The sequence below is a fragment of the Helicobacter ibis genome (genome assembly GCF_027859255.1).
Lineage (GTDB): Bacteria > Campylobacterota > Campylobacteria > Campylobacterales > Helicobacteraceae > Helicobacter_D > Helicobacter_D ibis.
In genome coordinates, this window is sequence record NZ_JAQHXR010000002.1 from 1 (window position 1) to 23,891 (window position 23,891).

Consider the following 23,891-nt stretch of genomic DNA (forward strand, 5'->3'; position numbering starts at 1 on the left):
TTAGAGCATTTTGAGTTCTTTGTATATTATCATTTATGGCTTTAGCCATAGAACCAAATTCATCATTAGATGTTATATCTTTACTTAATGAAACATTTTTAGTTTCATGATTAACATACTTAAAAAAATCAAATAATGTATTTTGCAATCTAAATAATCTATCACTTATTCCATATTTAACATAAAAATAAATTATGATTATAACCGCTAATAATATGGCAACAGATACAATTAATATAGTATATACTAGATCATACAAAGGTTTGGAAACAGAAGTTTCTGGTGCTATTATAACCATGCTCCAATATTGAGAAGAATTCCCCCATAGATCAAAATTAAAAAGTTGTGCTATGTTCTTTTCTCCAGTACTAGCTGGAACGAATGTAAATATTCCATTTTCTTTATTTTTTTGCATCTCTACTATTTTGCTAGAACTAGGATGAGGATTTACTTCTGATATTATTTTTCCAATAAATTCTGACTTTGGACTTGAGGCAATTAAACCATTGTCTGCTATCAATAATCTTTGGTCATTTTTATACAAAGATTTTGAAGGATGATTTAACTCATCTCTTAGTAAATCTATTCTAACAACAACACCTACAAATCCTATTACTTTGTCTTTGTTATCAAAAAGTGGTACTGTTACGGTATAACCAACTACTGTATCGCCAGAAATGCGTATATCTCCTGGGGTTCCAGCACTTTCTTGCTTATCTTGTAAAGCTCTCTTGGCAGAATTCCAACTCAATATAGCAGGTTCTGCATTTACAGCTTTCACTCCACCTTTAGAAGTAGGGTTAGCATCTGAAAGAACCATAATAAAATCGCCATTTTTTGTATAATAAAGTGGATTGCCATCAGAGTATTGATTTCTATCAACCATATGTATGTAACCATAAGAAGTCCAAGAGTTAGTATCTAACACATTTTCTAAGAACATTCTTAAATCTTCAATATCGACTTTACCGTGGAGTTGATACATTCCTTTTACATTGCCTTGTAATGAAATTAGACCAGAATAAACATTTTGCGAAATAGCTTGTATTCCATTTGCATACCTATTGCTAGCCGAATTTAGCAATTTTTCAGCTTCTAATTCTAATGTATTCGAAGTTCTAAAGATAACAAATCCAACTAATATGGAAATACCAAAAATTATAGATAAGCTAACTATGGCTATAATTTTTGTGCCCAAACTAAAATTCCTAAACATTAGTAATCCTTTCTAAAAAAATAAAAAATTTACTAAAAAACTTTAACTATTGTGTATCTTGAATATTATGATTTACATCAATAACACAATGAATTGTAAAGGAAAATATTTACAATAATAAAATATTTTTCGATAAACATTATACTATAAATAAAAACTATTTTTTATTTTTTAGGATAAAATTACACAGGTGTAGCGAGTGGTTGCTTTTTATAAAGAGGAAAGTCCGAGCTGCTTTGGGATAAGATTCCATTTAACAAATGGCTAGAGCAATCTAAGGGAAAGTGCAACAGAAATTAAACCGCTATTTAGCATATTTAGCAAGGGTGAAATGGTAAGGTAAGAGCTTACCGGAAGTGTAGTAATACATCTTTGTCAGTGCAAACCCAATCTGCAGCAAGAAGGATATGGTTAAAATCCCAAATTTTAGAATCCTTCGCTAGATTTTTATTGTGAGATAAAAACAAGACAAATAACCACAAAAACAGAACTCGGCTTATAGCTACACCTAATTTTATTTTATTAGGAATGTTATGAAAATGCAAAGTGTCCAATTATCTCATGGTAGTGGTGGAGTAGAGTCTCAAAAACTTATAAACGATATTTTCTATAAACATTTGCAAGACTTGGTTATATGTGGTGGAGAAGATGCTGGAGTATTTGAATCTAGTTCAAAACTTGCAGTTAGCACAGATGGATATACAATATCTCCTATATTTTTTGAAGGTGGCGATATAGGTAAATTATCTATTTATGGTAGCTGTAATGATGTATCAATGATGGGTGCAAAGCCACAATATATAACAGCTAGCTTTATGATTGAAGAAGGTTTCTTGTTTGAAGAGTTAGAGAAAATTGTAATATCTTTTTCTGCTGCAATTAAAGAATGCAATGTTAAATTAATTTCGGGCGATACAAAAGTGTTGCCAAAAGGCACAATAGATAAGATGTTTATAACTACTACTGCTATTGGTGAGATTGTATATCCAAATTTAAGTGCTTTCTCACTGCAGAGTGATTGCTCAATTATTGTAAGTGGAACAATAGGAGATCATGGAGCAGTTATATTCTCAAAAAGAGAAGAAATAGAAATAAATTCCAATTTACAAAGCGATTGTGCATTCTTATATCCAATGCTCGAATCTTTATTTACAGAAAATATAAACATTTATGCACTAAGAGATTCCACTAGGGGTGGAATAGCTAGTGTGCTAAATGAATGGGCAAACTCCTCAAATGTAGGTATAGAAATTAATGAGGAAAAATTACCTATCAAAAATGAAGTAAGAGGCATATGTGAAATGCTAGGTTTTGAAGCATGCAATCTTGCTAATGAAGGTATGTGTGTGTTATGCGTAAGTAAAAAAGATGAATTAAAAACACTAGAGATTCTAAGAAATAGTAAGTTGGGACAAAATGCACAAATCATAGGACAAACAACTAATGAAAACAAAAAACAAGTGATATTTAAAACTTCGTATGGTGCAAAAAGATATTTAGAATATCCAAGCGGAGAACTATTGCCTAGAATTTGCTAGGGTATAAACTGGTAAAAAATAAGGTTGCTAGAGCCCAAAAGCTTCTCCAAGCAATCATCTTGCTTGAAGAATTATAGACTCAAAAGTTCTGCTACCCTCTTGCCATAGTTTTCATCTGCTTTTTTGAAGTGCTCTAGTTGGCGTTTTTGTATTTCTACTGGCACACCTTCCATTGCTTCTTTGATGTTTTGGCATAGTGCTTCTTTTTGCTCTGCATTCATAAGGCGATATAAATCCCCTGCTTGCACATAATAATCATCTTCGTATTCTCTGTGATTATATTTCATCATCACATCACCCTCTTTTATGTGCAATGGTGGCTCAATAGCATTTGAATCTTCACTATAGTCATTATAGTAGCTTGGATTATAGTTTCTCTCTCCACCAAATTTACCCATTTGCATATATCCATCTCTATGTGTCGTAGATACAGGAGCTATACTTGCATTTACTGGGAGTTGAGAGTGATTGATTCCAAGTCTATATCGTTGTGTATCACCATAGCTAAATAATCTTCCTTGAAGCATTTTATCAGGGCTATATCCAACTCCTGGCACGATATTTGCAGGGTTAAATGCTGCTTGTTCTACTTCTGCAAAATAGTTTTCTGGGTTTTTATTAAGCTCTAAGATCCCAACTTCAATTAATGGATAATCTTTATGACTCCATACTTTTGTAAGATCAAATGGGTTGAATCTGTAAGTTTCGGCATCTTTTTCAGGCATTATTTGCACACAGAATCTCCACTTTGGAAAATTACCTTTTTCTATGTTCTCAAATAGATCTTTTTGGTGAGATTCTCTATCTTGTGCTATTATTTCTTCTGCTTCTTTATTTGTTAGATTGTGGATTCCTTGCATACTCTTAAAGTGGAATTTAACCCAAAATCGCTCATTTTTAGCATTTAAAAAGCTATAAGTATGGCTCCCAAATCCGTGCATTTCTCTATAACTTCTTGGAATTCCTCTATCACTCATTAAAATTGTTACTTGATGCAAAGATTCTGGGTGCAAACTCCAAAAATCCCATGCAGCAGTAGCACTTCTTAGGTTTGTTTTTGGATCTCGTTTTTGTGTATGGATAAAATCAGGGAATTTAATAGCGTCTTTTATAAAGAATACCGGAGTATTATTTCCTACTATATCCCAATTACCCTCTTCTGTATAGAATTTGAGTGCAAATCCTCTTACATCCCTTTCTGCATCAGCTGCACCTCTCTCACCTGCCACAGTTGAAAATCTCAAAAATGCTTTAGTTTTCTTGCCTACTTTTTCAAAAATTTTAGCTTTTGAATATTGCGTGATGTCATTTGTGATTGTTAGCTCTCCATAAGCCGCGCTTCCTTTGGCATGAACCACACGTTCTGGAATTCTTTCTCTATCAAAATGTGCCAACTTTTCTAGTAGCCAAGTATCTTGAAGAAGTGTAGGACCTCTTTTTCCTGCTGTGATTGAATTTTGATTGTCACCTATTGGTGTGCCTGTTGCGGTTGTAAGTTTTTTACTCATAGTATCTCCTTAAACAATAGATTATTATTAAGTGATAATTATTGCTATTTTTTACTTAAAGAAAAATTTTATTAATAACAAATCATTTAAAACTTATTTACCTAGCAATTTTAATCCCATTTTTTGCATAAAACTCATCTTTTTCTTGCTATGTTTTAGCAATAGAGTGACTATTTCTTTTCTTCTAAAAATAATCGCACAATTAAGTGGAGTAAGCCCCATACCATTATCAGAATCTACATCTGCACCACATTCTATAAGTAGCTTTGCCATATCATAGTAACCTTTAAAACACACTCCAGCAAGTGGTGTTTGATTTTTGTCATTTCTTTTATCGACCTCTGCTCCACGCTCTAATAATAGCTTTGCACATTCAATAGAATTGTTGTAAGCTGCTAACATTAACAGTGTATTTCCTTTATGATTTGATAAATTTACATTTAATCCAGAATCTAAAAGTATTTTTAAAGATTCAATATCATTGTTTCTTGCAAAATCAAAGGAGCTTTGAAGTAATTCTTCTAACTTTTTTTCTTCTTCTAGTGTCAATTTCATATTATTCCTTTAAAATCAAGCATTATTTAGAGCTGATTATATAAAAATGCTATTAATAAATTTGGATTTTAATATTTTTTTATTATTTGTATAATTTTTTTTGTAAAATATCCGATATGAAAGCTATACAGCTTATATAGACAATAAGGAGATTGCTATGGAAGTGAAACAGACAAATGTTCAAAGTGGAATAAATATTGCTAGTGCTTCAAATAACTATGATAATACTAGTAGTGCTAAAACTTCGAATCTTAAAGCGCAACAAACGGAGTTGGAAGAACTAAAAGAAAAGCAAGATATTGAAGAGCAAAAGAAAAAATTAAATGAATTAGCTCAACAGCTAAATAAAGAGCTAAATCCTTTAAACACTAATGTTACATTTAGCTTTAATGAAGATATAGAAGGTTTGTATGTAACAGTTAGTGAAAGAGATACAAATAGAGTAATAAGAAAAATACCAAGCGACGAAGCTATGGAACTAATGGCAAAAATGAAAGAAGTCGTTGGTATGATTTTTGACAAACAAGCTTAATACTAGGAGGACATTATGGCATTAGGTTCATTGGCTTCATTGGGTGTTGGTAGTGGTGTTTTAACTTGGGATACCATAAATCAAATGAAAGAATTAGATATAAAAAACCAACTAACACCGATTCAAACAAAGTTACAAAGCAATCTGCAACAACAAACAGAGCTTACTTCTTTAATGTCACTTATGAGCTCTCTAAATTCAAACTTTAGGACACTCTCTGATTATAGCACATTTCAAAAAAGACAAGCAAATGTTGAAGGGAATGGTATTAAGGCTACCGCTGGAGAAGGATTAGCTGTCCAAGATATAAAGCTTAATGTATCGCAACTAGCACAAAATGATGTAAATCAAGTTGGCTTAAAGTTTAAAGATAGAGACAGCGTATTCAGTAATGATAATACCACTATAAACTTTTATCACAATGGCACAGAATACAATATAGATGTAAAGGCGGGAGCTACTTTAAGCGATGTTGCACAAAGCATTACTGATGCAACTGGCGGAGAAGTTCTAGGTGTCATTATGAAAACTGGTGGAGATGAGCCATATCAACTAATGATACAATCAAAAAACACTGGTAAAGACAACAAGATATATTTTGGAACAACTCTAGAAGGTGCAGCAATGCCCGGAGGACATATCAAAAGCGGTAATTTAAAAATAGAAATTGGCGGACATGAGCTAAATATAGATATGTCTAAAATAAATAGTAAGCTAGGTAATACTTCTGAACAAAATGCAAGTGCGGTTATGGAAGCAATAAACAAAGAGCTTGAAAAACCAGAAAATGCAGAATTAAAGAAAAAAATAGATAGTGGCGAAATTACTATTGATTTAAATAAAGATGGCAAAGGACTCATGCTAAATGATGCTAAAGGTGGGCATATTAAAATTACCACAGAGAACATAAAAGTCCAGAGTGCAGAGGGTGTTAGTGATACTGACACTGATCTTGGATTCTCCAAAAAAGAAGCTGGAAGTAGAGATTTGGTTGTTGGTTCTCCTGTTAGCACAAACACTGGTTTAAGTGGTGTATTTACTCTAAATGGAGAAAAGTTTGATTTAGGTAAGATATTAAAAGGTTCAAATGGAAAGGATAATGCACAAAAAATTGCAGATGCAATAAATGCAAAGACAGATAGCACAAAGATAAAAGCAGAAGTAAGAGATGGGAAGCTTGTGCTAAATTCCACAGATGGAAGCTCGATTCGTGTAGCTGCTGAAGGTGCTGATGATGATGCAAAGTCAAAAGTATTATCGTCAATTGGATTAAGCAGTGGTAACTATACTTCATCTCAAAGTTTTCTAGAAAAAATGGATATAACAAGTATCCAAAATGCACAAAATGCTATCTTTACATATAATGGTATAAAGGTAGAGAGAGATAAAAATGTGGTTGATGATGTAATATCTGGTCTTACACTTGAGCTTACAAATGTAACAAAAGAAGACGAAGAAGTAACAGTTAGAATCTCAAGAGATGATAAGGCAGTTTTAGATGAAGCAAAGGCATTTGTAGAGAATTACAATGCTTTAATACTAAAGATTCAAGAGCTAACTAAATATGATGAAGAGACAAAGGTAGCTGGAGTATTTAATGGTAATAGCGAAGTAAGAAGTATTACAAGGGAACTAAATTCTCTTATAAACTCTACTGATGCCGATAAAAATAGTCTTGTGAAATTTGGTATTACAATGAATGAAAATGGGACTTTATCTATAGATTCTAGCAAGTTTGAGACTGCTTTTAAAGAAGATCCCGATAAAGCAATAGAATTCTTTAGAGGTGGAACTGTTAAAGTAAATGGTGTAGACACAGAAAAAGAAGGTGTATTTACAAAGCTAAAAAGCACTATGGATTCGTTAATTAGTGGCAGTAATTCTACCTTAAAGATTTTAGAGCAAAACTTAATAAATGAGCAAAAATCATTACGAGAGGATCTAACTTCTACACAAGCATATATAGATAGTAGATATGAAATTATGGCTGCTAAGTGGTCTGTATATGATACGATGATAGCTAAGACAAATCAAGCAGGAAATGCAGTAGCAAATATGATAAATCAAATGAATAATAGTAACTAGGATAAAAAATGAATGGTGCAGCTTATAACTCATATCAACAAAATTCTGTTGCAGTTGAATCTCCAGCCAGATTGGTTGAAATGCTATATGAAGGGATTTTGAGATTCTCTTCAATGGCTAAGAGATGCATAGATTCTGGCGATATAGAGAAAAAAATCTATTATATAAATCGAACTACTGACATTTTTGTAGAATTACTAAATTCACTAGATTATGAAAAAGGTGGTCAGGTAGCACATTATTTAACTGGGCTATACACACATCAAATAAAGTTATTAACCCAAGCAAATATGGAAAACAATAAAGAGAAAATAGACATAGTAATTAAAGTTACCAAAGGGTTATTAGAAGCTTGGAAGGAAGTAAATCATGAATTGGCTCAATGAATTAAAAGTAGCATTTTTAAATAAAAATGACAATAAAATTAATGAATTGTTAGATAATTTGCCAACTCTTAAAACTAGAGATGAAATGTTTGAGGCGTTGGCTATATTTGAAGAAATAACTAACTATGCAAAAGAAGAAAAAAACAAACTAACTAATGAAATGCGAAAGCTTAAGCAAACTAAGCAATTTTTACCAAAACAAGAAACTTCTCATAGGCTTAATATCTCTTTTTGATAAGCTATAATAAAATATATCTTTTTTAAAAGGTATATTATGCAATGGAAACCACTTGACATACAAGATAGAGACATTATAAATGAATTTATAAACACCAAAGAAATTTTGGTATCTGATATTAATTTTACGAATCTTTATTTATGGCATTATTCTAGACATATAAGCTATTGTATATTAAATGATTGCTTGATTATAAAGACGCAATATCCAAATCAAACTCCATTTATATTCTATCCTATACACAAAAAAAACAATAAAGAAAAAATCAAAAAAACAATCCTAGAATTAATGGAAATATGTCATGCAAAAGGTTTTGTGTTTTCCATACATTCTTTAAGTAATGTTGATAAAGAGGAGTTAGAATCTATTCTTCCAAATACTTTTTCATATATTTTTAGAGAGGATAGAAGCGATTATATTTACTCAATAGAAGAGCTAATAGAACTAAAAGGAAAGAAATTTCATAAGAAAAAAACTCATATAAATAGATTCAACGAAAGATACAACTTTACATACGAAGATATAAATTCAAGTAATAAAGATGAAGTAATTGAAGTGTATAAAAATTGGTTTGGCAAGATAAGCGATACAGCAAGCGATGGATTAAAGAATGAATACATAGGAATAATAGAATCTCTAAAAGAAATGGAAATTCTTAAATTTACAGGTGGTATCTTGCGTGTAGATGGAGAAATCATTGCATTTAGTTTCGCTGAAGTATTAAATAAAGATACAATAGTAGTTCATATAGAAAAGGCAAATATAGACTATCAAGGTGCATATCAAGCAATAAACAGAGAGTTTTTAGTCAATAAATGGAGTAATTATAAATTCGTAAATAGAGAAGAAGATCTAGGGATTGAGGGTTTAAGAAAGGCTAAGCAATCATATAACCCTCTTTATTTGCAAGAGAAATTTGATGCTGTGCTAAAGGTATAATATGGGATATTTCATTGACTTTAAAGACAACTTCAAAGATACACTATTGTTTTGGATTGAAAAATACACATATAGCAAGCTAAATAGTCTATCAAATCATCAAGTAAATAATAAAAATGAAATATCAAAAGTGATGAATATCTTTAGGAATGGTATAAAAGATATAGAAACTCTATCTTTAGCATGTAAGAAATGTCGCAATGTTGGCATAATTGGGATTAATACTTATATAAATCCTCTAATAAAACTATATGATTATTTATTAGCCATAGAATTAGAAAGCATGAAAGATATAGATGAGGAATTACTAAAAGAATTTCTAACAATACACACAAGCTCACTATCTGATGCTTCGAAGAAAAATCACAGAATGGCATTAATAAATTTTTTTTCATTCATAGATAAACAAAATAGCGACGATAATGGTAATTCTCACACATTTAAAATCGAGCTTAAAAACTGGAATGGACTAAGGGGAAAGAGCGGAAACAAACTCCCTGCATACATGAATGAAAATGAAATAAAAAGATTCATAGATAGCATTAATACTTTTAGCTTTAAGCATAAATATAGCAATAGCCGAAATAGACTTATTTTAAAAATCATAATATACACAGGGATACGTGTCGGAGAAGCCTTGAATCTAAAACCAAAAGACATCATGCCAGAAAATGACAATATACTTAAAATAATAGTAAGAGGCAAAGGCAATAAACAAAGAATGGTTCTAATAAAAAAAGAACATATATACAATGACTTAAAAGAATGGTTAGAGTTAAGAAATAATGAAAGTGAATTTCTATTTTGCAACAACAAAGGTCAAAAGATTACACAAGCATTTGTAAGCAGAATTGTAGAGACAATTTTAATGTCAAGCGGTATAAGAAAGGACAAAAATGGGGCACATATGCTAAGACATTCCTTTGCTACACTTCTGTATCAAAAAAGCCAAGATTTAATCTTAGTCCAAGAAGCATTAGGACATGCAAGTTTAGAAACTTCAAGAATCTACACTCACTTTGATATAAATAAATTAAAAGCAACAACAGAAATAATCTAAAAATTATTTCTTAAGTCCTATTGCCTCTTGCATTAACTGATCTGCAGTTGAGATAGCTTTAGAGCTCATCTGATAACCTCTTTGATAGATTATTAAGTCAGTTAGTGCTGTACCTGTATCTACATTGCTTGTCTCTAGCATATGATCCATTACTTTTCCGTATTTTAAATTTGCATAGCCATTTTCATTCCATGCCATAAGTGGTGGTCCGCTAACTACAATCGTCTGTCCATTTCTTATAGTTACATTCATCTCAAATAAATTACCACCAACCTTGCTTAATCCTTGATCATTTACAAAGGCAGCAAGTCCAAATCTACCTATAGGTTCATTTTTACCATTGGTAAAATTTACAATAATCACACCATCATCATTTATAATTATATCTTTCATAAGCCCAGCTTCAGTACCATCTTGCCACTCAGCTTTAATAGCTGAATCTGTATATGCGTGATTTGTTGTTGGTTTGCCATCTGCTTGTGTTAAATCTACATTTATAGTTCCTTCTAAAAATGGTATGTCAAAAGCAGGTGCAGTAGGTCTTCCTTCAGCATCAAAAGTGATTTCACTAGTATGAACTTCATCGCTTATCATAACCTTGCCTTCCATATCATAAATAGCAGTCTTAACTTCCCATCTCTCTGGTATTGGAGGCACAGCTTCTTTATCTCCCTGCTCTACTAATACAAATTCATTTTTTAAAATAAATTTCTCACCAGTATCGCTAAAAATCTCTGTATTTGATGTATATGAAGGCACATTTAGGCTTGTGCTACTAATAGAATTTCCATTTATAGCTCTCCAACCATTCTTATCCTCACTAGGATTCGTAGAACCAGCACCATTTATTTTTTTATATAGCACACCATTGTGTAAAACATAGCTATTTTCATCATAGCTCTTCCCCTCTTCATAAGCAGGAATCTCACCTCTTACACTCTCGCCTACTGCTTCCCAGCCTTGTGCATCTTCATTTGGTGGGAGAGGATTACCTTCTTCATCTACTCCTAATTCTGCTGCAGTTCTTTTATAGATTGTTCCATCTATTACTATTAAATCATTTTCTTTATATTCTTTGTCTTTATCATAATTAGGCACAGCACTTGAATCAACAAGACTCCACCCACCCTCATCTTCTAATGGATTACCAGTACTTACCCCATCTCCATTTTTTTGAAAAATCATTCCATTATATTTTACATATTCTCCATCTTTGTATTCTTTGCCTTCGCCAAAGCTTTCAATAGAATTTGCAAATGATGAGTTTAAGTCCTTATCTTTAGCGCTAATTCCAAGTTTGTCTGCCAACTTCCCACTAATGTCAATTTCCATATCTTGCATACTATTATTTGTAATATATAGCGAACAATCAACGGGATTTCCCTCATCGTTTAACTTTAGTCCAACATCAAGTCCGGTTTTTTCTTTTATTTTATCAATTAGCTCACCTACAGTCTTAAATCCATTCTCACCAGTATCGCCATAGATAAATTCATGTGTTGTTACCTTACCATCTTGCTCTATTGATATTTTTATATCTTTGAAGTTTTTAGCATCTATTGGCTTTCCGCTTCCATCCATAAAAATACCAAAATCAGAATCTCTAAACTTTTGCATATCAAAGTTTCCATCTTTATCTTTGAATGCTGAAGTAATAGGTTTTGGATTTTTTGTTCTATTTAAATTCACTGCCAAATCAACTTCAGTAGTAAGAGTTGGTCTATAATATAAGTCTTTTGGGATTCTTAGTGGTTCTAAGTTTGACCCAGCAAGTCCTGCATAATCTTGTGCTGGATTATTTGTGCCTGTTAATGCACCATCTTCACCTATTTTTCCTAAGTTTATACCATACATGTATAATCCACTAGAATTTACCAAATACCCTTCAGCATCAAGGCTAAAAGAACCATCTCTTGTAAAGTAATTTTGTTGGTTTTGATAGTTTTGATTCTTTACATCAAATGTACCATTTTTGTTTGTCCCAACTACAAACCAACCTTTTCCACTATATGCTACATTAAACTGACCGTCAGCACTAACATAAGAGCCATCATTTGAGTTAATTGGATTTGCACCAACTGTTGTTCCGTAGTTGTAATCATTTGATATTGGTGAATTTGCATTTATATAATCCAAGCTAGTAGCAAACAAACTCTTAAATTCTGGTGAATTTGCTCTAAAACCAGTCGTATTAACATTTGCAATATTGTTTGATGTTACATCAATACCAAATTGATGTGTTTTTATACCACTTATACCGCTATATAGTGATCCAATCATAGTGTCTCCTTATGTGCTAGACTATTCTTCTTTTTTTGTCAGTAGACGAATCTCCTCCACTTCCAGTTCCACCACCACTTTCATCTGGTTTTGGCAAGTCCGGCAAATCAACTCCTTCGCCTGTTTTTTTATAGTATGAAGTAACATATATAATAGGCACGGTTAGTTTATCTCCAAGCTTCACATAGGGTACCCCACCTTCAAATAAAATACTTTGCACCTCTCCTCTTCCAAGTTGGGTTTCTTTGTATTTATTTGTTTTATCATCTAGATTATATTCAGCCCTTACATTATAATCTCCATTACCTACATAAGCTCCACTACTATTTGTAGTATCCCATTTAAACTCCACATAGCCAGACTTACCTGCATATATATAATTTCCTTCTTCATCTTTTGCGGCAAGGTCAATTTCTTTTATAACATTATTGTCTTTATCTGTAATAGTTATTTTTGGAGAACCTTTAGTTGGATCTATTGGCTCATCAAAGTATAGTTCAAATTCAATTTCTTCATTTTTTTCAACCTTTAATGCTGTAAATGGAGTTTCTGCTATATTTCCTATCATACCAACTGTGTTATAGCCACCTATAATTGAGCTATCTTGGATACTTCCTGCTAAGATCCCCATTGTCTCTAGCATTTTTTGTTGAGTCTCTATCAGCTTGTTTTGAGCTTCGATGGTTTTTTCATTTGTCTCTTGCATAGATTTCATAGCTGAAGTCATCTCTTCCATGGCTTCTTTCATTTTTGTTTGAGATTCAACTTGCGTTAGCTGTGCTGTTTGAGTTAGGATATCTTGTGTCTCCATTGGTGCAGTTGGATCTTGGTTTTTTAGTTGCTCTAAAAATAGTCTCATAAAGGCTTCATTATCTAGCTCATTTTTGTTTCCACTAGTTGGCTTATCTGGAAATGGATCTACTATGCCACCGCTTCCAGTATTTCCTCCACTGCCTGTTCCACCACCAGAGCTTGTTCCACCACCGCTTCCAGTGCTTCCTCCAGATCCAGTATTTCCTCCACTGCCTGTTCCACCACCAGAGCTTGTTCCACCACCGCTTCCAGTGCTTCCTCCAGAGCTTGTTCCATTACCTGAACTTGTGCCACCACCACTAGATGAATCATCTCTAGTTATTTTATCGCTTAGAGGACTAGCCTGAAACGCATTTGTTGCATATGGGTTGTAACCATAAAGTGAATTATTAACACCAGAAATTGCCATGATAAATCCTTACGCATAATATGAAAAGCTTAAATCCATGCTAGAGACTTCTAAGCTAGATTCTTCTGCTTCTTTGTATGCTTGTAAGCCATTTTCGTTCCTCTTTTGCTCATCTTCCCTATTTTGTGGGTTTTGATGATGTTGGTGTGGATTTGAATCTCCAAATCCACCAAATAAAGAATTGCCTTCTATATCCTTAAAATCAAGCACAACATCATTGAATCCCAAATTACTAAGCTCTTTTTTGAACTCTTCTTTGTTTTGCATAAACATTTTTAGTGCTTGAGGATTCGAGCTTATTTGGACGCTTATATTATCTCCCCTTTTAGTAATTGTAAGCTCTACACTTCCAAGTCTCTCTGGGTTTAGCTCCAATGATATTTTTGTAATTGGTGGCTTGTATTGTTGCAATGCTTCTTTTAGTTTATCACCAAAATTTAAAAATGTATTTTTGATTGCAAAATTATCTTGCTTTTGAGATTGTATATTTCCTTGATAGCTTTCATTGCTTACTTTTTCTTTGTCTTTTGGTTTTTCTTTTTCTTTATTTTGGCTTACTACCTCTTCTTGTGGTTTTGCTTTAGATTCGGTTTTTAATAAATTATTTAAAAAATCATCAGCTTCTTTTGTATCCTTATTTACTTCTTTAAATGATGTAGGATTAATTATTTCTTCTTTTATTATATTTGTTAGGCGAATGTCTTGTTGGCTATTTGTGCTTACTTTGCCTTCATCTTTTCTTATGTCATTTTTTATCTTTTTACTAACCACATTATCACTCTTTATATCTGCTTTTACTTCACCTTTTATCTCTGTGCCAACTTGCTTTATATCTACTTTTTTATCTTTTATTTCTTTATTGTTTTGCATGTTTTGAAATTCTAAATTTACTTGTTTTTCTATCTTGTTATTTACCTCTTTTGTTTCTACTTTATTCTTTTCTGCTTCTTTTGTTTCTGTAATCTTTGCTTCTTTTGTATCCTTATTTTTTATTTCTTGTATTTCTGTATTTTTTGCTGTAACTTTTTCAGTTTTGATTTCTTCTTTTATTTCATTTGCTATATTTTTATTGGTTTTCTTAGAATCTGTTTCCTTGCTGATTTGTGGATTATTTGGCTTTACTTCTTTTTCATTTTTTATTTCTATGTTTTCTAGCTTAGTTTCTTTATTTTGTGGCTTTGTATTATCTTTGTTTTCTTTTATATCTTTAATATCAAGAATTTTAGGCTTTTCTTCTAGGATAATTTCTTGTTTGATTTCTTTTTTTGTTTCGGGTTTTTTGGAATCTTTATTGTTAGATTTTGTTATTAGCTCTTTGTCATTAAGTATGCTATTTAGTATATTTGTTTCTTTTTTGGATTCTTGTGTGATTTTAGAATCTTTAATTATTGCTATGCTACTTTGTTTTAGAGTTATGTTTTTTTCTACTGATTCTTGTAATAAATCATGCTTGATCTCTCTTTTTGCGCCTTTGCTTTCTGTGGATATTTTTATATCAGCCTTTTTTACATTTAGCTTCAATTTATTTGCTTCATCTACTACATCTTTGATTGTGCGTTTAGATTCGAGGCTAGTTTGCTTTGTGAATTCTAAAAGCTCCTTTTCGTTTTTTGGCAGTATTATTTCTTTATCTTTATGTTGTATTTTAGGTACTTCTTTTGTATTTGTTATATTTTTAATTTTTGATTCAAGCTCATTTTGAATGTTGGAATCTTTTTTGTTCTTTGTTTTATCTAATATTGTTTTATCTAGTTTTATTTCTATTTCATTGTCTTTAATTTCTTTATCATCATTTTTTGACTTTTTGTCTTTGCTTAGATCTTTTTTGTCTGATACATCTTCTTTTATGGTTGTTTTTTTATCTTTTTTTGATGATTTTTTATTTGTTTTATCATCAGATTCGTTAATTGTTGTATGCAATATACTAGAAAAACTCTCGCCTTCTACTTCTTGTGTTTCATTAGTGTTTTTGCTTAATAATTTATTAGGTTTTTGTGTTTTTTCTATATCTAATAATGGAAACATATAAGCCTCTTTGATAATTAAAACTATTCACCAAAAAGCAAATATCATTCCTAAAATATTCTAAAAATTTTTTAATTGTATTAATTGTAGAATTCCGAACATTTTTTAGAAAAATCCTCAAGGAAAATTATGCAAAACATTAGAAATATCGCAGTAATAGCACATGTCGATCATGGCAAAACAACTCTTGTAGATGGTCTATTGCGTCAATCAGGCACATTTGCAAGCCATGAGCAAGTTGATGAAAGAGTTATGGATAGCAATGATATAGAAAAAGAAAGAGGTATTACAATTCTCTCTAAAAACACAGCTATAAAATACAAAGATACAAAAATAAACATAATAGACACCCCCGGACACGCTGATTTTGGTGGTGAAGTTGAGAGGGTGTTAAAAATGGTAGATGGCGTTTTGCTTTTAGTTGATGCACAAGAAGGAGTTATGCCACAGACTAAATTTGTGGTTAAAAAAGCTCTAGGACTTGGGATTAAGCCAATTGTTGTTGTAAATAAAATAGACAAACCAGCAGCACAACCAGATAGGGTTGTAGATGAAGTATTTGATCTCTTTGCTGCTATGGACGCTAATGAAGAACAACTAGATTTTCCAGTTGTATATGCAGCAGCAAGAGATGGATATGCGATTAAAAACTTAGATGATGAAAAGAAAAATCTCGAACCATTATTTGATGCCATTTTAGAGCATGTGCCACTTCCAAGCGGAGAATCTACAAACCCACTTCAAATTCAAATTTTTACACTAGATTATGATAATTATGTTGGAAAAATCGGAATTGCTAGAATCTTTAATGGCAAGATAAAAAAAGGCGAAAATGTAATGCTTGCTAAAAGTAATGGAGAAAAAGTTACAGGCAAAATTACAAAACTAATAGGATTTTATGGACTAGCAAGAACAGAAATTAATGAAGCACAAGCTGGAGATATAGTTGCTTTAGCGGGATTCCATTCTATAAATGTTGGAGATTCAATAGTTGATCCAAATAATCCTATCCCACTAGATCCTATGCACCTAGAAGAACCTACTATGAGTGTTAATTTTGCGGTTAATGATTCTCCTTTTGCAGGAACAGAAGGCAAGCATGTAACGGCAAACAAGCTAAAAGAAAGATTAGAAAAAGAAATGCAAACAAATATTGCTATGAAAATAGAAGAGCTTGGAGAAGGTAAATTTAAAGTAAGCGGTAGAGGTGAATTGCAAATTACAATCCTAGCAGAAAATCTAAGAAGGGAAGATTTTGAATTTAGTATCTCAAGACCTGAAGTAATTGTAAAAGAAATAGATGGACAAAAATGCGAACCTTTTGAAATGCTAGTAATAGATACTCCACAAGATTATTCTGGTAGTGTAATTGAAAAGCTAGGCAGAAGAAAGGCAGAACTAAAAGCCATGAATCCTATGGGTGAAGGATATACAAGATTAGAGTTTGAAATTCCAGCTAGAGGATTAATTGGATATAGAAGCGAGTTTTTAACAGATACTAAAGGTGAAGGGATTATGAATAATAGCTTTTTAGAATTCCGTCCATTTAGTGGTAATGTAGAGACTAGAAACAATGGAGCATTAATCTCTATGGAAAATGGAGAAGCTACGCCATTTTCACTAGGAAATATACAAGAAAGAGGAGTATTATTTATACCACCACAAACAAAAGTATATGTAGGTATGATTATAGGAGAACACTCAAGAGAAAATGACTTAGATGTAAATCCAGTAAAAGCAAAACACCTAACTAACATGCGTGCAAGTGGAAGCGATGATGCAATAAAGCTAACTCCACCTAGGGATTTGAATTTAGAGAGAGCATTAGAATGGATAGAAGAAGATGAGATATTAGAAGTAACTCCAAAAAATATAAGAATAAGAAAAAAAGTGCTTGATCCAACGCAAAGAAAAAGAAAGAATAAATAAGGGAGGGCTTGTTATGCTTATGGTAATAAAGAGGGATGGTAGAATAGAGCCATTAGATATAACAAAAATACAAAAATATACAAAAGATTCTGTAGTTGGCTTAGAAGGTGTCTCACAAAGTGAATTAGAAGTTGATGCAAAGTTACAATTTAGAGATAAAATAACTACAGAAGAGATTCAACAAACATTAACAAAAACTGCTGTAGATAAAATAGATGTAGATGCACCAAACTGGACTTTTGTTGCTGCTAGATTATTTCTGTATGATTTATACCATAGGGTAAATGGCTTTAATGGATATAAGCATTTAAAAGAATACCTAGAGCTAGGCGAGAGAGAAAATAGAATAATAAAAGGCATGAAAGAAAAATTCAACCTTGATAGATTAAATCTAAAAATAGATTCAAAAAGAGATTTGCAATTTACATATCTAGGAATAAAAACTCTATATGATAGATATTTATTAAAGGATAAAACAGGAAAACCAATTGAGTTACCTCAACATATGTTTATGGGCATTGCTATGTTTTTAGCACAAAATGAAAAAGATCCTAACTACTGGGCAGAGCAGTTTTATGATATGCTATCAAAATTTGAAGTAATGGCAGCTACACCAACTCTATCAAATGCTAGAACCCCAAGACATCAGCTAAGCTCATGCTATGTAGGAAGTACACCTGATAATATTGAAGGGATTTTTGATTCATATAAAGAAATGGCGCTATTGAGTAAATATGGCGGTGGAATTGGCTGGGATTTTTCTAAGATTAGAGGTTTAGGAAGCTTTATTGATGGACATAAAAACGCAGCAGGCGGAGTTATACCATTTTTAAAAATTACAAATGATATAGCAATAGCAGTAGATCAGCTTGGTACTAGAAAAGGTGCTATTGCAGTGTATTTGGAACCTTGGCATAGTGATATTTTCGATTTTGTTGATATTAAGAAAAATAGTGGCGAAGAAAGAAGGAGAACACACGATTTATTCCCTGCACTATGGATTCCTGATTTATTTATGAAAAGAGTTGCAGAAGACGGTTTGTGGAACTTGTTTGATGCTCTTATTTGTTCTGATTTGACAGATTTACACGGGGAGGCGTTTGAAGCAAGATACAAAGAATATGAAAATGATCCAAATATCCCAAAAGAAACAATAAAAGCAAAAGAATTATGGAAAAAGATTCTAACTAGCTACTTTGAAGTCGGATCTCCATTTTTATGCTTTAAAGATAATGCCAATAGAACAAATCCAAACTATCATTCAGGGATTATTAGAAGCTCGAATCTTTGCACAGAAATCTTTCAAAATACAGAACCTAATGAATGCTTTATAAGAGTTGAGTTTGAAGATGGCACATTTATAGACTATCCAGAAAATATGGAAATTAAACTTGATTGTGGAAATACAAAATCATCAAATAAAATAAGCTCAACAGATAGCATAAATGGCAAGAGAGTATTCATAGCCCAAAGAGAATCAAAAGATGGCAGAAGTGCGGTGTGTAATCTAGCGTCTATAAACCTATCAAAAATACACACAAAAGAAGACTTAGAAAGAGTAATACCAATAGCAGTAAGAATGCTAGATAATGTTATTGATTTAAACTTCTATCCAAACAGAAAAGTAAAAACAACAAACCTAAATAATCGTGCAATAGGTCTTGGAATCATGGGTGAAGCACAAATGTTAGCAGAAAACAAAATTGAATGGGGAAGCCAAAAGCACCTAGAGACAATAGATGAGATAATGGAGATAATAAGCTACAACACAATTAATGCTAGTTGCAATCTAGCAAAAGAAAAGGGTGTTTATAATGACTTTACTGGCTCTTTATGGTCTCAAGGGATCTTCCCAATAGATAAAGCCAATATAGAAGCCAAAAAGCTGGTCGATAGAGGTGGATTATTTGGGTTTGTGTATGACTGGGAATCTTTAAGAGAAGAAGTAAAAACTCATGGAATTAGAAATGGATACTTAATGGCTATTGCACCTACTAGCTCTATTTCTATCCTAGTTGGCACAACTCAAACTATCGAGCCTATCTATAAGAGAAAGTGGTTTGAAGAAAACTTGAGTGGTCTTATTCCGGTTGTTGCACCTAATTTAAGCTTAGATAATTGGAACTACTATACTTCAGCATATGATATAGATCAAACACTAATCATAAAAGCAGCAGCAATCAGACAAAAATGGGTGGACCAAGGACAAAGCACAAATATATTTATAACGATAGATAAAGCAAGTGGAAGATATCTCAATGAAATATATACACTAGCATGGAAGTTAGGGCTAAAATCCACATATTATCTGAGATCTCAAAGCATGGATTCTGAAAGTCAAACAATGGATAGAAGTATAGAGTGCGAGGGTTGTCAATAAGTGTTTTTACTTGATACATCGATTATTTTAGATGATATTAATAATCTAGCTTTAATAAATGGAGATATTTTTATCTCCAGCGTAACTCTACATGAGCTAGATTCCAAAAAAGAACTAAACAATCAAATCGGATACTTTGCAAGAGAATTTTTTAGAAGGCTAAATTACATTAATGAATCTGCAAATATATCACCTATAAATTCAGATAAGATACATGTTTTTTACTTTGATTACGAAAATAAGCAAATAAAGATTCAAATAATAAATAGAGAAACTTTTGCTACAAATAATTTAAGCTATGGTTTAAATGATGCAAGAATCCTAGAAATCGCAAAAGATTACAAATTAGAATTACTAACTAATGACATTTCATTAAAGATACAAGCCTTAGGCAGTGGAGTATCTGCTAACCCTCTAAGCAATAATAATACAGAATCTTTGCATGATTTAAATTTTTTTCATAGCTTTAAAATACACAAAAACAACACAAAAGAACATATAGAAAAAGATAATGATTTTTGCTGCCTAAAAAACTGGTCTTTAATAGAAATAAAAGAGCAAGACAATACAGAATCATCTCTATATGATACAGGCAAGATTCGATATGGGTTAAAGATTAATAATGAGTTTTGCGAAATTGATTTTGATTTAATATCTAAAGAAAAGTTATATATAAATCCTATAAATTTAGAACAAAGATTCCTATACTCTCTACTCACTCATAAAAACAACAAAATAACAATATGCAGTGGTGCTACTGGAAGCGGGAAAACCCTAATGGCTTTGCAAGCTGGTATTAGCCTCTTTAAACAAGGGATAGTGGATGGAATAGTATATATGAGAAACACAATTACTGCAAATGATAAAGAAGCTGAATTGGGTTTTAGAAAAGGTGATGAACATCAAAAGTTAAGCTATTTTATGTATCCACTCTTTAGTGCCATAAACTTTATGATAACAAAAATGCAAAAAGAATCTCTAGCCAAAAAAATAGAATATAGAGGTGAAGCTAATAGTATCTTTAGCAAAGAAGCCACAGAATATTTTTTACAAAAACACAATATAGAAGTGCTAGATATTGCTCATGCAAGAGGGATTAGCATAGCAAAGAAATTTGTAATTTTTGATGAATCTCAAAATGCTTCAAATGCAACAATCAAGCTTATAGGGACTAGAATGGCTGAAGATTCTAGGATTGTATTTTTAGGAGATATAAACCAAATAGACCACCCATATTTAAACAAATATCACAATGGATTAACCACCCTACTACAAAAGGCTAAGTGTGATAATTTTATAGCTGGGATAGTATTGAAGCATACTATCCGTAGCGAAATTGCAGGTTGGTTTGAAGATAATTTATAAATTACTTAGCGTTCAAAAACTCTGAAACTTCAAGTAATATAAATTCATTATCATCTGTTTTGTTTGATTCTCTACTTGAAGAATATGGAAAATTATTGTCATTTGCTACTACTATATGTTTGCTATCAACTATATCTACTCCCTCTATAGTCTCAAATGGAAAAACAAATCTCCCATTTACAAGCAGTTTTTTAGACACTCTATCATTATCATTAATATTTAGCAGATCTATATATCCTATTTTTTTAGCTTCACCATTTTCTAGCTTTACTTTATAGATTCTCTTAAACTTAGCAACATTATTAAAACAATTTGCAGTGTTTTTACCTATACATTGCTTATCTGCTACACCCTCTTTTCCATCTCGCTCTATTATTAGCCCATATTGCTTATCAATCATATTAAAATCACCTATAGAATGACTTTTGTCTTCTAGGAAATATTTATAAGTCTTATTTGTGTATTTCTTGCTTTTTGTGTCAAATTCTATGATTCTTAAAAACTCTTTTCCATTTACAGATTCATAAGAATCTCCATTATAAATACCTCCCTCTAGCAATAAATAAAGCTTATCACCATAACTTGCCATAGCTTCAAATCCCCTAGAGCGCTTAATGTTAAACTCCATATTTTTACCCTCTGGCAGGTCTGCAAATTTAAGCTTAGGATTATCTGGGCTTAATAACTCCTTATTATTAACATATACTTCAAAAACTTCCTTTAAAGTGCCACTTCTATCAAAATGCAATAAAAATGGACCAAACTCATCTCCAACCCAAAAATCACCACCAATCATCTGAAAGCTCTCTAAATCAAAATCAGCACCACTTAAATACCTCTCTTTGGTTGCTTCAGTTGTGATTGGATATTTATATTTTTTGTTTTTATCATTAAAAAATATAGTCTCAACTAACTTATAACTTGAATCTTTAAAGTCAAGCTTGAAATTATGCATATAAAGCATTGCATCATATGAGTTATGCTTTTTTCCAAGCCCATTATCTGTTAATACAAAATAACTATCGGTATTTTTGTCATACTTAATACCACTATGACCTTGTATTGGTTGATTGTTAAATGGCAGATAATAATCAGTCTCCCTATTTCCTTTAGATACAAAAGACGCTATTTTTTCCTCTCTTGTGAAATTTGCAAACTTGCCATATGTGTTAAAAAACTCTGGTGCATCTTTTGGCGGCTTTATATAAGCTTTTGAATCTATTGTTATATGACCTTTTAAATTTGCTTCATATTCTCTAGCTAATACTAAAGTGCTAAATAATGTAGCACACAACACTATCTTTTTCATCATTGTCCTTTATAATAATTTTAAAATAGATTGTAAATTGTGTTTGTAAAATAAGGTTAAAGATAATGAAAAATTATCTCAAAGTAGCTTTTTTGACTTCACTACAACTTCTAAAGAAGCATGTAAATCCTCTAAGATTAGTGTATTATTTACCTCGATGTCTTTTAGGCTTTCTATGCTTTTATTATTTATTTTTGCATATACATAACCTTTTTTTTGAATGTTGCTTGGATTTTTAGAATCTAGCATTGCCTTTAGGGATTCTAGTTTGTATGATAATGTTGATATTTTTAATTTAAGCATTCCATTTAGCTCTTGAATACTTGGTAGACTTCTCTCTAATTTGCCTACTTTATGAGCAATTTTTAAACCAAGCATGGTCTTTAGTGTGTTTATTTTTTGATACTGCTTTTCTATATATTTATCCAAAGAATAAGCATTTAGTCGTATTAAATAAGTATCTAAATCTTTTTGTTTATTATTTATTAAATTTACAAAATGCCTATTAAATCTAGTTGCGATAGAATCTAGATTCATCATAACTTCACTAATATCAGGCATTATCATAGAGATTGCAGCAGATGGCGTTGGTGCCCTTAGAGATGCTACATAGTCGCTTAATACATAATCTGGCTCATGTCCTATTGCAGAGATAATTGGAGTTTTAGCATTAAATATAGCCTCAACTACTTCTCTTTCATTAAAAGCCCATAAATCCTCAATAGAACCACCACCTCTAGCAAGGATAATGCAGTCAGCCTCTAGGCTATCAGCAATAGATATATTCTTGGCTATGCTACATTTTGCATCTTCGCCCTGCACCTTTGTGTTTATTAAAATAAATTTAGCCCCAAATCCTCTTTTAAGTGCTACCATTTTCATATCATTTATTACATCGCCAGTTTTTGAGGTTAGTAAAATTATTTTTCTAGGATATTTTGGAATCTTCTTTTTATTATCAAAATATCCCTTTTTTTGATATTCATCTTTTAGTTTTAAAAACTCTTCTTGTAAGTTACCAACGCCATGCGTTTGAGCACTCTGACAATTAATCTGATACTCGCCCCTTGGGGAATATACACCAAGAGAGCCACATACAACAATTCTATTGCCATCTTTTATTTGAAATTTAAGCCTAATAGCATTGCTTTTAAACATAACACACTTAACAGTCGAATCTTTATCTTTTAGCGTGAAATAAACATGTCCACTTGTGTGATATACGCAATTACTAACTTCACCACACACGCTTACATAATAAAAACTCTCTTCAAATATAGCCTTAATTTGCTCATTTAATTCACTTACGCTAAGGATTTTCATA

Annotated in this window: 18 protein-coding genes and 1 other RNA gene; 11 read left to right on the forward strand and 8 right to left on the reverse strand. The window is 31.8% G+C overall.

The window, feature by feature from the left end:
- A partial coding sequence (locus PF021_RS03345; protein WP_271021006.1) for a cache domain-containing protein occupies nucleotides 1-1,216 on the reverse strand: 1,216 nt, incomplete at its 3' end.
- Nucleotides 1,217-1,403: 187 nt separating this feature from the next.
- On the opposite strand from PF021_RS03345, the gene rnpB reads away from it, so the two are divergent.
- Together rnpB and hypE are read left to right on the forward strand one after the other, a co-directional pair.
- An RNA gene (gene rnpB / locus PF021_RS03350) (RNase P RNA component class A) lies at nucleotides 1,404-1,731 on the forward strand.
- Nucleotides 1,732-1,749: 18 nt separating this feature from the next.
- The gene (gene hypE / locus PF021_RS03355) at nucleotides 1,750-2,754 is read left to right on the forward strand and encodes a hydrogenase expression/formation protein HypE (RefSeq protein WP_271021007.1); all 1,005 of its coding nucleotides are present in this window, start codon (nucleotides 1,750-1,752) and stop codon (nucleotides 2,752-2,754) included.
- 71 nt (nucleotides 2,755-2,825) lie between these two features.
- Here hypE and PF021_RS03360 read toward each other — a convergent pair whose 3' ends face one another.
- Both PF021_RS03360 and PF021_RS03365 read right to left on the reverse strand, forming a co-directional pair.
- Complete coding sequence (locus PF021_RS03360) at nucleotides 2,826-4,262, reverse strand: catalase (protein ID WP_271021008.1); 1,437 nt, start codon at nucleotides 4,260-4,262, stop codon at nucleotides 2,826-2,828.
- A gap of 93 nt (nucleotides 4,263-4,355) precedes the next feature.
- On the reverse strand, nucleotides 4,356-4,817 hold the full coding sequence (locus PF021_RS03365) for an ankyrin repeat domain-containing protein (protein WP_271021009.1): 462 nt from the start codon (nucleotides 4,815-4,817) through the stop codon (nucleotides 4,356-4,358).
- Nucleotides 4,818-4,974: 157 nt separating this feature from the next.
- Between PF021_RS03365 and PF021_RS03370 the strand changes: the two genes are divergently transcribed.
- From PF021_RS03370 to PF021_RS03395, 6 genes are read left to right on the forward strand one after another with little or no spacing between them, the layout of a single operon-like run.
- A complete protein-coding gene (locus PF021_RS03370; RefSeq protein WP_271021010.1) occupies nucleotides 4,975-5,349 on the forward strand; it encodes a FlaG family protein in 375 nt (124 codons plus the stop codon).
- 15 nt (nucleotides 5,350-5,364) lie between these two features.
- Complete coding sequence (gene fliD / locus PF021_RS03375; protein WP_271021011.1) at nucleotides 5,365-7,434, forward strand: flagellar filament capping protein FliD; 2,070 nt, start codon at nucleotides 5,365-5,367, stop codon at nucleotides 7,432-7,434.
- A gap of 8 nt (nucleotides 7,435-7,442) precedes the next feature.
- The gene (fliS, locus tag PF021_RS03380; protein ID WP_271021012.1) at nucleotides 7,443-7,820 is read left to right on the forward strand and encodes a flagellar export chaperone FliS; all 378 of its coding nucleotides are present in this window, start codon (nucleotides 7,443-7,445) and stop codon (nucleotides 7,818-7,820) included.
- The gene (locus PF021_RS03385) at nucleotides 7,804-8,055 is read left to right on the forward strand and encodes a hypothetical protein (RefSeq protein WP_271021013.1); all 252 of its coding nucleotides are present in this window, start codon (nucleotides 7,804-7,806) and stop codon (nucleotides 8,053-8,055) included. The genes fliS and PF021_RS03385 overlap by 17 nt, the downstream gene beginning before the upstream one ends.
- A 39-nt stretch (nucleotides 8,056-8,094) precedes the next feature.
- Complete coding sequence (locus PF021_RS03390) at nucleotides 8,095-8,997, forward strand: DUF2156 domain-containing protein (RefSeq protein WP_271021014.1); 903 nt, start codon at nucleotides 8,095-8,097, stop codon at nucleotides 8,995-8,997.
- Between the two features lies 1 nt (nucleotide 8,998).
- Nucleotides 8,999-10,057: a tyrosine-type recombinase/integrase gene (locus PF021_RS03395; RefSeq protein ID WP_271021015.1), complete on the forward strand. Its 1,059-nt coding sequence runs from the start codon at nucleotides 8,999-9,001 to the stop codon at nucleotides 10,055-10,057.
- A gap of 3 nt (nucleotides 10,058-10,060) precedes the next feature.
- On the opposite strand, the gene PF021_RS03400 is transcribed toward PF021_RS03395, so the two are convergent.
- From PF021_RS03400 to PF021_RS03410, 3 genes are read right to left on the reverse strand one after another with little or no spacing between them, the layout of a single operon-like run.
- Complete coding sequence (locus PF021_RS03400) at nucleotides 10,061-12,337, reverse strand: flagellar hook-basal body complex protein (RefSeq protein WP_271021016.1); 2,277 nt, start codon at nucleotides 12,335-12,337, stop codon at nucleotides 10,061-10,063.
- Between the two features lie 16 nt (nucleotides 12,338-12,353).
- Nucleotides 12,354-13,559 carry a flagellar hook assembly protein FlgD gene (flgD, locus tag PF021_RS03405; RefSeq protein ID WP_271021017.1) on the reverse strand — a complete coding sequence of 402 codons (1,206 nt, stop codon included), beginning with the start codon at nucleotides 13,557-13,559 and terminating at the stop codon, nucleotides 12,354-12,356.
- Nucleotides 13,560-13,568: 9 nt separating this feature from the next.
- A complete protein-coding gene (locus PF021_RS03410; RefSeq protein WP_271021018.1) occupies nucleotides 13,569-15,584 on the reverse strand; it encodes a flagellar hook-length control protein FliK in 2,016 nt (671 codons plus the stop codon).
- A gap of 129 nt (nucleotides 15,585-15,713) precedes the next feature.
- On the opposite strand from PF021_RS03410, the gene typA reads away from it, so the two are divergent.
- From typA to PF021_RS03425, 3 genes are read left to right on the forward strand one after another with little or no spacing between them, the layout of a single operon-like run.
- Complete coding sequence (gene typA, locus PF021_RS03415; protein ID WP_271021019.1) at nucleotides 15,714-17,513, forward strand: translational GTPase TypA; 1,800 nt, start codon at nucleotides 15,714-15,716, stop codon at nucleotides 17,511-17,513.
- Between the two features lie 13 nt (nucleotides 17,514-17,526).
- The gene (locus PF021_RS03420) at nucleotides 17,527-19,893 is read left to right on the forward strand and encodes a ribonucleoside-diphosphate reductase subunit alpha (RefSeq protein WP_271021020.1); all 2,367 of its coding nucleotides are present in this window, start codon (nucleotides 17,527-17,529) and stop codon (nucleotides 19,891-19,893) included.
- Nucleotides 19,894-21,258 carry a PhoH family protein gene (locus PF021_RS03425; protein ID WP_271021021.1) on the forward strand — a complete coding sequence of 455 codons (1,365 nt, stop codon included), beginning with the start codon at nucleotides 19,894-19,896 and terminating at the stop codon, nucleotides 21,256-21,258.
- A 1-nt stretch (nucleotide 21,259) separates the two neighbouring features.
- Here the strand turns inward: PF021_RS03425 and PF021_RS03430 are convergent, their stop codons facing one another.
- Both PF021_RS03430 and xseA read right to left on the reverse strand, forming a co-directional pair.
- Entirely contained in the window at nucleotides 21,260-22,567 is a 1,308-nt protein-coding gene (locus PF021_RS03430) for an esterase-like activity of phytase family protein (RefSeq protein WP_271021022.1), read from the reverse strand.
- A 78-nt stretch (nucleotides 22,568-22,645) separates the two neighbouring features.
- The gene (gene xseA / locus PF021_RS03435) at nucleotides 22,646-23,890 is read right to left on the reverse strand and encodes an exodeoxyribonuclease VII large subunit (protein ID WP_271021023.1); all 1,245 of its coding nucleotides are present in this window, start codon (nucleotides 23,888-23,890) and stop codon (nucleotides 22,646-22,648) included.
- Between the last annotated feature and the right edge of the window lies 1 nt (nucleotide 23,891).